Annotated in this window: 6 protein-coding genes and 1 pseudogene; 2 read left to right on the forward strand and 5 right to left on the reverse strand. The window is 64.6% G+C overall.

The annotated features are described in order from the left end of the window. Window positions 1-92: 92 nt before the first annotated feature. Entirely contained in the window at window positions 93-4,541 is a 4,449-nt protein-coding gene (locus tag G513_RS25005; RefSeq protein WP_211219677.1) for an alpha/beta hydrolase, read from the forward strand. 143 nt (window positions 4,542-4,684) lie between these two features. On the opposite strand, the gene astB is transcribed toward G513_RS25005, so the two are convergent. From astB to G513_RS0113580, 5 genes and pseudogenes are all read right to left on the reverse strand, one after another. Further along, a complete protein-coding gene (astB, locus tag G513_RS0113560) occupies window positions 4,685-6,043 on the reverse strand; it encodes an N-succinylarginine dihydrolase (RefSeq protein ID WP_028475528.1) in 1,359 nt (452 codons plus the stop codon). Between the two features lie 89 nt (window positions 6,044-6,132). Further along, a pseudogene (gene ltaE, locus G513_RS23020) lies at window positions 6,133-7,137 on the reverse strand (low-specificity L-threonine aldolase); the annotation flags it as partial. A gap of 42 nt (window positions 7,138-7,179) precedes the next feature. Then, window positions 7,180-7,899 (reverse strand): sensor histidine kinase, encoded by a 720-nt coding sequence (locus G513_RS0113570; protein WP_022977395.1) that lies wholly within the window; start codon window positions 7,897-7,899, stop codon window positions 7,180-7,182. After that, window positions 7,896-10,313, reverse strand: coding sequence for a serine/threonine-protein kinase (locus tag G513_RS0113575; protein WP_022977396.1), 2,418 nt, complete (start codon window positions 10,311-10,313; stop codon window positions 7,896-7,898). Before G513_RS0113575 ends, G513_RS0113570 begins: the two co-directional genes overlap by 4 nt. A gap of 80 nt (window positions 10,314-10,393) precedes the next feature. Continuing rightward, window positions 10,394-11,053: a response regulator gene (locus G513_RS0113580; protein ID WP_022977397.1), complete on the reverse strand. Its 660-nt coding sequence runs from the start codon at window positions 11,051-11,053 to the stop codon at window positions 10,394-10,396. Window positions 11,054-11,206: 153 nt separating this feature from the next. On the opposite strand from G513_RS0113580, the gene G513_RS0113585 reads away from it, so the two are divergent. Then, the gene (locus G513_RS0113585; protein ID WP_156891669.1) at window positions 11,207-12,244 is read left to right on the forward strand and encodes a hypothetical protein; all 1,038 of its coding nucleotides are present in this window, start codon (window positions 11,207-11,209) and stop codon (window positions 12,242-12,244) included. The last annotated feature ends 49 nt before the right edge of the window (window positions 12,245-12,293 follow it).

Consider the following 12,293-nt stretch of genomic DNA (forward strand, 5'->3'; position numbering starts at 1 on the left):
TGGGCCGATCGCAGGCGACGGGCACGATTCTGAATGACGACGTCGCTGCGGACACGACGCCGGATCAGTTTGGCTTCGCGTCGGTAACGGATGTGGCGCTGGGCAGCGTGCAGACGAGTAATCCGATCACGGTGGCGGGGATCAACGCGGCGAGCCCGATCTCGGTTGTGGGCGGCAGCTACAGCGTCAACGGCGGCGCGTTTGTGACGACGTCGGGCACGGTGACGGTAGGCCAGACGGTTCGGGTGCAGCAGACCGCCTCGAATACGGCGGGCACGACGACGGTTGCGACGCTGACCATCGGTGGCGTCAGTGCGAATTACTCGGTGACCACGGTCGGACCGGTCTTGAGCATCAACGATGTGAGCCTGGTTGAAGGCAACAGTGGTACGACGAACGCGGTGCTGACGGTCAGTCTGTCTTCTGCGAGCCAGACGACGGTGACGGTGATGTACGCGACAGCGGACGGCACTGCGACGATGGGAAGCGACTATGTGGCGACCAGTGGAACCTTGACGTTCGCACCTGGCGTGACCACTCAGCCGGTGACCATCGGAATACTGGGCGATACAGTCTTTGAAAGCGATGAGACAGTGTTGGTTAGCCTGACGAATGCCAGCGGCGCGACCATTGGTCGTGGCGCGGGAGTCATCACGATCACCAATGACGATGTCGTTCAGCCAACGCTGAGCATCAACGATGCGAGCCTGGTTGAAGGCAATAGTGGTACGACGAACGCAGTGCTGACGGTCAGTCTGTCTTCTGCGAGCCAGACGACGGTGACGGTGATGTACGCGACAGCGGACGGCACTGCGACGGCGGGAAGCGACTATGTGGCGACCAGTGGAACCTTGACGTTCGCACCTGGCGTGACCACTCAGCCGGTGACCATCGGAATACTGGGCGACACAGTTTTTGAAAGTGATGAGACGGTGTTGGTGAATCTGACTGGCGCATCGGGCGCAGCGATCAGTGACGGCCAAGGCGTGATCACGATCACCAACGATGACGTCATGCTGCCCACACTCAGCGTGGCGGACGCCTCGGTCATCGAGGGTAATTCCGGATCCAGGAACATCGTGTTCTTGATCACGCTGAGTCCCGCTTCGGCAACCACCACGACGGTTCGCGCCGCAACATCAGACGGCACCGCGACTAATGGTTCTGACTACAGTGGCGGCTCGGTGACCATCTCCTTCGCACCCGGCGAGACGTCGAAGAGTGCTCCAATCTCGGTGCGTGGTGACACGACCATTGAGCCCGATGAAACTTTCTTCGTCACGCTCAGCGGTGCGTCAAGTGGAGTAGCGATCGGGCGTGGCGTTGCTACTGGCACGATCATTGACGACGACGGTGATCGGACACCGGATGCGTTCTCGTTCGGCGCGGTTGTCGATTCCGCAACGGGCAGCGTTGAAACAAGCAACGGCGTCATCGTCAGTGGTATCAACACGGATACGCCGATCACTGTGTCTGGCGGCAGCTACAGCGTGAACGGCGGTGCCTTCACGGCTGCGGCGGGGACTGTGACTGTGGGCCAGACCGTGCGAGTCAGGCAGACCGCCTCTAGCTCAGCCAGTACGACAACGGTAGCGACCTTGACGATCGGTGGTGTCAGCGCCGGCTTCTCGGTCACGACGGCGCGTGCCGGCGATTCCGTTCCCGATGCCTTCAGTTTCCGCGCGCTGGTCGATGTTGATCCTAGCAGTACCCAGAACAGTGACTCGATCGCGATCACAGGCATTGATGTGCCGTCCCCGGTCTCGGTCATTGGGGGGCTGTACAGCGTCAATGGCGGTGCCTATTCGGGCGATCCGGGCACTATCCGTCCGGGGAATACGGTGTCCGTTCAGTTGTTGGCACCGTTCACAGGCTCCACAACGGCAACTGCGACACTGAACATTGGCGGCGTGAGTGCTGACTTCAGAGTGACGACGAAATCCGTGGTCGCGGACACGACACCGGACGCGTTCAGCTTCATGCCGATCACCAATGTCGAACCTGGGTCCGAACAGACCAGCAATTCAGTTCCCATCACCGGAATCACGGTAGAGACGCCGATTTCCGTGACGGGCGGCAGCTATAACGTCAACGGCGGACCGTTCGGTAGCGCTGCGTCTGTGGTCAGGAACGGCGATATCGTATCCGTCAAGTTGGTGGCCTCATCCAGTTTCCTCACGACGACGGAGGCGGTGCTGACGATCGGTGGGGTTTCCGGAAACTTCTCTGTCACTACCAAAGCGTTCGTCGCGGATGGCTCGCCTGATCCATTCACGTTCACGAACGTTTACAGCGTGCCGCGCGATACGGCCTATACCAGTGAGCCTGAGCAGATTCGCGGGATCAATGTACCTACGCCGATCTCGATCACGGGTGGCAGTAGCTACAGCATCAATGGCCAGCCGCGCACTTCGGCGGTTGGTACCGTGGTCAACGGCGACGTCGTCGATATCCAGCTGCAGTCATCGCAAGCGTTTGGCCTTCCTGCGAGTGCGGTGCTGACCGTGGGTGATTACAGCGCCACCTACTCGGTTGAGACTCTTGCGGCCGACACGCACCCCAACGCGTTCGCGTTCGCGCCAGCGTTCAACGCAACGCCATTCTTCATTCAGTTCAGTGACGAGATCACGGTGTCCGGCATCAACACCGGCACTCCGATTTCAGTCAACGGGGGCTCTTACCGGATCGATGGCGGTCCTCTGACGACGGACTCTGGAACCGTTCAACCGGGCGCGCGGGTTCAGCTATCGACGCTGGCCGTGCCAGGGTCGGAGTCGAATGTGGAACTGACGATTGGCGACGTGAGCGCAAGTTTCAGAGCGTTGACAGGTTCCGGCATCGTTTCGCCGTCAGCCTTCACGTTCGCGGCAAGCTCCGGCTTCCCGTTGCTCGGAACCTTCAGCGATACCGTGACGGTTTCCGGGATTACCGGAGCGGGTCGTGTCGAGATCGTTGGAGGCCAATACAGCATCAATGGCGGTCCCTTCAGTTCGACGACCGGCCTTATTCGTAACGGAGACACGCTTAAATTGCTGGTGACGGCAGGTCCAATGCTCAATGACCAGCGCACCGGTACGGTCTCGGTCGGCAGCTACAGCACATCGTGGACGGTAACGACGCAAGCACCTGTCGATGTTCTGGTGGATCTGCTGCGATTCCCGACTACGCAGGGTGCCTCCGTCAACAGCGAGGTGGTATCTCCGCCGACAACGGTCAATGGCATCAATGTGCCGGTTCCGATCTCGATCAACGCCCCTTATATGTACAGCCTGAATAACGGCCCCTACACCGGAGCGGCGGGGACTGTTGTGGCGGGGGACGTACTGCGAGTAAAGGTGGTAACCGGGCCTGATTTCGGGCGTAGCTATTCAGTGGATATATCGATTGGTCAGACGGTGATCAACTGGCCGGTGCGCACGGTTGGCTCCGCTACCCGTCCTGCCCGGTTCACTCTGGCAATTGCGTCCACGTATCCTGGTGCCTTGGTGGTGCCTGGTTCGGTGCAGTTCACTCAGCCTGTTGTGGTGACCAATTCCACTGGTCCCACGGCTGTTACGGTGACGGGAGGGCAGTACAGCATCAATGGCGGCCCCTACACCTCTGCAGCGGGTACGGTCGCCGAAGGTGATCGGGTGGTCGTTCGGTTCGTGATGCCGTCCACTTACTCGACGAGTACGTCGGTGAACCTGAGGTTGGGTAATACCCAATCGACGCAGAGCATCTCCACGACGATTGATCCAGTCGCCAACACGCCAGCGAATGTCGGAGGTTCCTCGGCCAACTATGTCCTGCGTACAGACGGGATCATTCCGCTGCGTGCGTTTGTATTCAATCCGGCAGGCTGGCAGCCCTCGGATCGTCGATCGGCATATATCGATTGGAGTGGTGGCGGTTGGGCGCGCAGCGGTCTCCCGGGCTCTCGTTCCCGCTACTGGGCGACAGAGCAGGGCATGGTCGTGATCGCACCGGATCAGCGCGTCAACGATCGATTCGGCACCTACGCTTATGTCCACGCCGACGATGCACGACTGGTGGTGCGCTGGGCTCAGGAGAATGCTGCACAGCTGGGTATTGATCCGTCGCGCATTGTCGTGACCGGAACCAGTTCCGGCGGCGGCAACGCGGTATGGGCTTCGTTGCTGGAGCCGCCGGTGACGACCTCGTTCCGCAACACCCCGCCATTCCGTGTAGGCGCCGTGGTATTGCGTTCAGGTGTCAGTTCCACGGCACCGGATGCGCAGCTCGGTCAGACTCAGCTGGATCGCTTTGGACCGTTCGCCGATACCATCAGCCCCGAACTGGGAATCGACAGTCAGATACCGCCTTATCTGATCTTCCACGCGGACGGCGATATGGTCTTCGCCGAGACGGCGAACCTGCGTCTCTGTACTTCGCTGCGAGCGATGGGACGAGTCTGCGATTTCGTCAATGAAGCGGGACTGGGTCACGACTGGCCGGAGACTCCGGGCAAGACGGAAGAGTCGCGTGCTCAGGAACTCGATTTCTTCCTGAGGATCGGCATCCTGCCTTCGCTCAGGTAGAGGCAGGCCTGGCAGCTAGCTTCTGTAGGCTGTTGCAAAGACCGGAGATCGGGTTGGTTCCGCGATCTCCGGTCTAGCCTTGGTGCAGTGCCTGTAATTGTCTGAAGGCGATGAGGAGCCGCCTTGCGCGTCCAGCCCCTGATCTAGCGCTGAAAGTCATACAAGCTGCCCAGACCCAGAATCTGGGTCAGCTCGTCCAGCGCGCTGCGCGAAGCGTCGAGCAGTTGCGGATCGGCGAGATCGGCCAGTACCAGGCGGTCGCGGTAGTACTTGCTGATCCAGGCTTCGAGCCGGATGGCGAGTGCATCGTCGATCCACACCTTCGGGTTCACTGCCGTGCGTTGGGCCGGGTCGAGGACGACGCGCAAGCGCAGGCAAGCCGGGCCGCCGCCGTTGCGCATGCTTTGGCGCAGGTCGAACGACTGCACGTCGGTGATCGGGTTCAGCGGGTCGTCGACGATGCGCCGGATCGCCGCCCAGACCTTGTGGTTCTCCTGGCATTCGTGGGCGCAGATCAGCCGCATCGTGCCATCAGGCAGGCTGAGGATCTGGCTGTTGAACAGGTAGGAATTGACCGCGTCTTCGACGCTCAGCTCGCGATCCTTGATTTCGATGAACACCGGATCGCGGCCCTTCAGGCGCCGCTTGACCCAGTTGCGGATTGCCTTGCCGTCGACGAAAGCCTGCTCGTGATGCAGCAGCAGATGGCGATGGCCGACCGCGATGACGTCGTTGTGGAAGACCCCGGCATCGATCGCGTCCGGCTTCTGCTGGGCGTGGTGGACATAGTCCGGATCGAGATGATGCAGACGGGCGATCGCTTCGCCGGCTGCGCGGTTCTGGCGCGCCGGGTGTACCGCAGGTTTCGGGTCTTTCTCGCCAGCTTCGCCATAGACGAACAGCTCCAGCCCGTGGCCATCGTGCTCGGCACAGAGCCGGGTGTGATTGGCCGCGCCCTCGTCGCCCATCTGCGGCGTCGCCGGCAACGGCGCGTGGTGCACGAAGTGCTTCTCGCTGCGGAAGATCGTCGCCAGCGCGCGGCCGGTGACCACCGGTTCGATCGAGCGATGCAGGTGAGTGGCGAGATTGGCCGGCGTGAAATGGACGCGGCCGTCGCGAGTATCGGCGCCTGGTGACACGGTGGCCGCGTTGGCGGTCCACATCGATGAAGCCGAGGACATCGCCGCCAGCAGTTCCGGCGCATCGCGACGCACGCGCATCAGCACCTCGGCATCGCGGCCTTCGAAGCCAAGCAGCTTCAGGGTCGGGATATGCGGCCGCTCCTGTGGCGGCAGCACGCCCTGGGCAAAACCCATCGCCGCCAGCGCCCGCATCTTGGCCAATCCCTGCAAGGCCGCGGCGTGCGGGTTCGACGGCTGCTCGGCGTTCTTCTCCGCGGCCTTGTTGCCCTGCGCCAGCCCGGCGTAGTTGTGCGTCGGGCCAACCAGGCCATCGAAGTTCGCTTCGATGCTGACCGGCTTTTTCTCGTCGCTGCTGTCCACGGCGCTCACGTCATCTTCCCGTACAACTCGGCCATGCCCGGCGGCAAGGTGCCGCCCGGTTTCGGTGCTGAAAACAAGGTCGAAGCGTGCTTCTTGACCGCGTAATAACGCTCGAACGCCGCCAGTGCGGCATCGATCTTCGCGCGCGGCAAATCCAGGTGCGTGACCAGCCGCGTACGCGTACCGAGTGTGGCGATCACGCCCTGTTCGGGCAGGTAGAGCTTGAGCGCCGGAAGGTCTTCTGACGCGATCTCGACGAACACGATGTTGGTCTGCACCGGTTCCACTTTCAGCCCGAGCGCCGCCAGGCCGGCCGCGAGATGCGCGGCATTGGCGTGATCTTCGGCGAGCCGTTCGACGTGATGCTCCAGCGCGTATAGCCCGGCTGCCGCATAGATGCCGGCTTGACGCAGGCCGCCGCCGAGCGCCTTGCGCCAGCGCTTCGCCGCAGCGATGAACGCCGTGCTGCCGAACAGCAGCGAACCGGCTGGCGCGCCCAGACCCTTGCTCAGGCACAGCGACACCGAATCGAAACCGGCCACGGCTGCGCGCGCGCTCAGTCCACCCGCAACCATCGCGTTGCATAGCCGCGCACCGTCGAGATGCGTCGCCAGGCCACGCGATTTCGCGAAGGCCGTGGCATCGGCGACATACGTCTGTGGCAGCACTTTGCCGCCGATGGTGTTCTCCAGCGCCAGCAGGCGCGTTCGTGCGAAGTGCAGATCGTCCGGCTTGATCGCCGCGGCGATGTCGGCCAGCGCGATCGAGCCATCCGGCTGATTGCTGATCGGCTGCGGCTGGATCGAGCCGAGCACGGCGGCACCGCCTTGCTCGTACTTGTAGGTGTGCGCGTCCTGGCCAACCAGATACTCGTCGCCGCGCCCGCAATGAGCCATCAGCGCCGCGAGGTTGGACTGCGTGCCGGTGGCAAACCACAACGCCGCTTGGTAGCCGAAGCGCTCGGCGGCGATCGCTTGCAGACGGTTGACGCTGGGGTCGTCGCCATAGACGTCATCGCCGACTTCGGCAGCGGCCATGGCCGCGCGCATCGCGGTGGTCGGGCGGGTGACGGTGTCGCTGCGCAGGTCGATCAGGGTTTGCGACATGGGATTGGATGTGCCGGGATTGAGCCGATTCTAGGGGCTGTTGATCCCGTTCGATTCCGGCAGCGGGAACTGCAGCACCACCTTGGTGCCGCCGCGCGTGCCGGCGGTCCAGGCGATCGAGCCCTGCAGTTCCTCGGCGCGGCGACGCATGCCGGTGGTGCCGCGGCCGGAAGGGCCATCGGCAAGCAGACCGGGGCCGTCGTCGGTGAGATCGAACAGCAGCATGCCGCTGGCGGCGCGGATGCGGATACGCAGATGCGTCGCATGGCCGTGGCGCAGCGCGTTGGTCACCGCTTCACGGCCAATGCGGAACAGATGCAGGGCCTGCGCTTCGTCGAGTGGCGGGTCCGGCAGTTCGCCATCCTGCTGCCATTCCAGGCTGCTGCCGATCACCGCCAGCCGCTCCTCGGTTTCCTCGCGCATCTGCGCCAGTGCTTCGAGCAGGCTCAGCGGTTCGAGCTGGCTGCGGCTGACGATGTCGCGCAGGTCCTGCATCACCGCGCGGGCGAGGTCGGCCTGCTCCGGGCGATCGAGACTGTGGATCAGGGTCAGCAGCTTGGCGCCGATGTCGTCATGCAGATCACCGAGCAGGCGGCTGCGTTCGCTGGCAATCGCCTGGCGACGGCTGTCGGCTTCGCCGGTCTTGTGCAGTTCCAGCACGGCGAGTTCGCGCTTCAGTTGCGCGCGCTGGCGCAGCAGCCACATGCAGGCCACTGCCAACAGGATGACGATCACCACCGCGATGCTCATGGCGTCACGGCCGGCACTTTCGCTGGCGCGAGCGCGGCGGCCTGATCGGCCTTGCCTTCGGCGAGCAGAACTTTCTGCAAACGTTCACGCGCCAGCTGGCTGCGATCGTGTTCCGGTCCGAGCGTGGCCGTGAAGGCGGTCAGCGCCGCTTGCTGTGCCGCTTCGGCGGCTGGCAGGTCGCGCAGCCGGAACAGGCATTCGCCGTACAGGCTTTGCGACGCGGCGGTCTGCCAGTTGTCCTTGCCCTTGATCGCGATGCTGCTGGCGACGGTCAGCTCCAGTTCGTGCCGCGCCTCGGCAAGCCGGTTCAGCTTCATCAGCAGCGAGGACAGATTGGCGCGCACCAGCAGTGCCGATTCGGCCAGCACTTGGGGTTGCGTATCGGCAGCCGCCAGCGCAGTGCGGAAGGTCTTTTCGGCCGCGTCACTCTGGCCCAGCGCGGCCTGGGCGACGCCGACTGTCGTATAGGCATCGATGCTGTTGCGGCTGGCCGGGCCGAGATGGCGCAGGCGCGCGTCGAGCACTTCCTGGCTGAGCTTCAGGCCTTCGGCTTCGGCGCCGGTGTCATTGAGCATCGCGCCGAGATTGCCCATCGCGGTGAGCGTTTCCGGATGCGTATCGCCGAAGGTCTTGCGCATGCCGGCGACGACCTCGCGCATCATCGCCACGGCGGCTGGCAGATCACCGAGATAGGCGGTGGTCGCAGCAAGGCTGGAGCGCGCGGTCAGCGTGTCCGGATGATCAGGGCCGAGCCGCTGCGTCTGCTGCTCCAGCAACTGTTCCTGCTCGGCACGCGCGCCCTTGAGATCGCCGTTGTCCTGCAAGGCCACGGCGTGATCGCCGGCTACGGTCAGGGTGAAATCATCGTCTGGCCCGAGCAGCTTCAGAGCGTCGGCATGGACGCCAGCCCAGATCTTTTCCGCCTCGGCGAACTGGCCCTGCTCGCGCTGGATCGTGCCCTGCAGACGGCGTGCGCGCAGTGCCTGCTTGCGGGCGTCAAGCTCGGGCTGTGTCGCCGTGGTGATGTCGGCGATTTCGCTACCGGCTTCGGCCAGCTGATTCTTCTGCACCAGCGCTTCGGCGTGCAGCAGTTTCGCGGCGCGAGCCTGGGTGCTGTCGGCACCGTAGGACGCGATGGCGCGCCTGCGAGCTTCATCGAGCAGCGTCAGCGCGGTATCGCTGTCGGCCAGTGCCAGATAGCTGGCGCCGAGCGTGCGGTAGAGGGTCGACGACAAGGCCTCGTTGCGTTCGGCGCCGAGCGAGGCTCGGGCCGAATCCAGCACTTCGCGCACGCGCAGATCGCGGCCCAGTTCCTCGTCCGGCGTGGCGGCGGTCAGCATCTTTTCGAGAAATGCGTTCACCGCTTCGGCCTCGGCGCTGCGGGCATCGGCCTGCTGCCGCGCTTCGGCTTCGGCGAGGCCGTAGCGGATCGCGACTGCGGCACCGCCGATCAGCGCCAGCACCGCGACAACCGCGGCCGCGGTGATCGCCTTGTGCCGGCGCACGAACAGGCCGGCGAGGTAGCCGGCGGTCGGCGGCCGTGCTTCGATCGGCTGGCTCAGCAGCAAGCGATCGAGATCGCCGGCCAGTTCGGCAGCAGAGCCGTAGCGATGCGCGGACTCCTGCGCCATCGCCTTCATCACCACGGTTTCGGTATCGCCGCGCGCGGCCGGCAGATGTTGCGACAGCCGCTCGATGCGGCCGGCGCGGATCATCGCCAACGCTTCGAGCACGGTCGATTTCGACAGGCCGGGATAGGGCAGGTGGCCGCTGAGCAGCTCGTAGGCAATGACGCCGAGCGAATAGACATCGTTGCGCGGATCGGCGCGGTCGGTGCCGGCCAACTGCTCGGCACTCATGTACGGCACGGTGCCGAGCACCTGGCCGACCCGGGTCATCGGCGTGGCCTCGTCGAGCACCAGATGGGCGATGCCGAAGTCCAGCACGCGCGGCTTGCGGGATGCGTCGACCAGCAGATTGGCCGGCTTCAGGTCGCGATGGACGACGCCGCGCGTGTGCGCGAAATGGACGATGCGGCTGATCTCGGCGAGCAGCGCCAGCCGTTCGCGCAGATCGAGCTTCGCGTTGTCGGCATAGGCCAGCAGGTCCTGGCCTTCGATGTATTCCATCGCCAGCCAGGGCAGCGGGCCGGCATCGCTGTCGGCAACACCGGCGGCATAGAGCCGTGCGATGCCCGGATGTTCGAGTGCGGCCAGCAGCTCGATCTCGCGCCGGAAGCGGCGGCGCAGGTCCTCGCCGGCGCTGGCGGCGCGCAGCACTTTCAGCGCGATGCGGCGTGGCGGATCGCTTTCCTCAGCGAGATAGACGCGGCCGTGGCTACCCTCACCGAGCAGGCGCAGGATGCGATACGGGCCAATCCGCGCCGGCATCGCGTCGTTGTCGGCTTCGACCATCGTCAGGCGCTCACGGAGTTTGGGCGGCGATCGTAACGGACCGCGTCAAGACTGCGCGAACCGGGGTTCGCGAGGCCGCTTCAGAGCTGCGGATTGACCAGGCCGAGCCGCGTCGCCTCGATCGTCGCTTCGGCGCGGCTGCTGACTTCGAGCTTGCGGTAGACGTTCTTGATGAAGCCGGCGGCGGTGTTGCGGGTCACGCCGAGGTGCAGCGCGACTTCCGGCAGCCGGCAGCCCTTGGCAATCAGCACCAGGGTTTCGCGCTCGCGCGGCGACAGCGGCTGCTCGGTGCCAGCGGCGCGTCCCGGTTCATCACCGAACACCCGCAGCAGGCGGCGGGCGATGGTCGCCGACAGCGGCGGCTCACCGGCAGCGATGCCACGCAGTGCTGCCACCATCTTTTCGCGCGGCTGATCCTTGAGCAGGTAGCCGCGCGCGCCGGCCCGCAGCGCCGGGAACACGTGGGCATCGTCGGCGTAGATCGTCGAGACGATGCACTGGCAGCGCGGGTGCGCCGCGCTCAGTTCGCGGATCAGTTCGACGCCGGAGCCGTCGGGCAGGCCGAGGTCGATCAGCGCCAGTTCCGGCCCGGTCTCTGCGGTGAGACCGCGCAGCCAGCGCCGGCCGGACAGCAGGCTGTCGACCCGGCTGACCACGATGCCGTCGAAGGCCTCGCGCAGCGTCTGCTCCAGCCACTGCGCCAGCGGCGTCTGGTCTTCGACGATCAATGCGGTCTTCATGCCTGCAGCCCCAAGTTCTGATGCAGCGAGACTGGCGATCCGGTCTTGTCGGCGTCAAGCCACACCCCCCAGCTAGGGGGTTCGGCCGGAACCGGCGATCCCTAGAGTTTCCGCAGCGGGCAAACGGCCCGTTCGGCAACACCGGGGATGACCATGACGGGCTTCAACAAGATCTGGAAACAGGGAGCGGGGCTGCTGCTGGGCCTGCTGGCGATGACTTCATCGGCGGTGTCGGCAGCGCCGGATGTCGGCACCGATAACGTCGGGGCGGTGCAAGGTGCCAAGCGGGTGGCGATTGCCGAGTTCGGCGTCGAGTTCTACACCCAGATCTACGCGCAGGATCGTGGCAACGGCGGCGCCTTCGGCAGTTCGACGGCGATGGTCACGGCGACGCTCGAAGGCGTCAGCGACGCCACCATGCAGGCGATCACCGACCAGGCTTACGCCGATACCGTCGCTGCGCTGCAGGCGGCGGGCTACGAAGTCGTCGATCCGGCGACCCTGGCGGCGAACGAGATCTGGCAGGGACAACTCGCCAAGTACGGCCTGGAATCACCGTTCACGTTTTCGGATTCGAGCTTCGGCGAAAAGAATCCGCAGATCAGCAAGATCTTCGCGCCGGCCGGCATGAAGGCGTTCTTCTCGTCGAGCATCGGCCGCGGCAGCCTCGGCCAGCGGGTCGACTCCCAGAATCAGGGCCGCGGCGCCAAGGCCGGCGAGATCGCCAAGGCGCTCGATGCCAGCCTGCTGCACATCCATTACCTGGCCAGCTTCGGCCTCACCTCCAAGCCGAAGCGCGGCTGGCGCCTGATTGCCGGCACCTCGAGCCACGCCAGTATCCAGTCGGCGCCGGTGCTGCTGGCGGGCGACACCGAATGGCAGATCAACGGCCCGGGCGGCGCCCGCACTTTCACCACCAGCAAGCGCGCCCGTTTCGGCGGCGCGATCTACCTGGACGATCCGTCCGTCGCCGAGCCAGACATCTTCACGATGAGCGAATCGACCTCGGCCGCCGACAAGAAGGGCGACGGCGTCACCAACGCGCTCGGCATCCTGCTCGGCAGCGGCACCCAGAAAACCAAGAGCTTCGTCTCGAAGCCTGAAAGCGAAGACGCCTACAAGGCGACGTTCGACAAGCTGATCGGCGAGACCACGGCGGCCTTCCTGCAGGCGCTGGGCAGCGCTCACTGAAGGCCCTGAAGGGCCGCAAAAAAAACCAAAAACACGTTTCAATCCGAGG

Origin of the sequence: Nevskia ramosa DSM 11499 (genome assembly GCF_000420645.1) — a bacterium.
In the GTDB taxonomy this organism is placed as follows: Bacteria; Pseudomonadota; Gammaproteobacteria; order Nevskiales; family Nevskiaceae; genus Nevskia; species Nevskia ramosa.

What these genes read in the sequence shown, in the direction of transcription:
- G513_RS0113575 (WP_022977396.1), bottom strand. Translation starts at nt 10,313, where the DNA reads ATGGTCGAAGCCGACAACGACGCGATGCCGGCGCGGATTGGCCCGTAT.
- G513_RS0113585 (WP_156891669.1), top strand. Translation starts at nt 11,207, where the DNA reads ATGACGGGCTTCAACAAGATCTGGAAACAGGGAGCGGGGCTGCTGCTG.
- G513_RS0113570 (WP_022977395.1), bottom strand. Translation starts at nt 7,899, where the DNA reads ATGAGCATCGCGGTGGTGATCGTCATCCTGTTGGCAGTGGCCTGCATG.
- G513_RS0113580 (WP_022977397.1), bottom strand. Translation starts at nt 11,053, where the DNA reads ATGAAGACCGCATTGATCGTCGAAGACCAGACGCCGCTGGCGCAGTGG.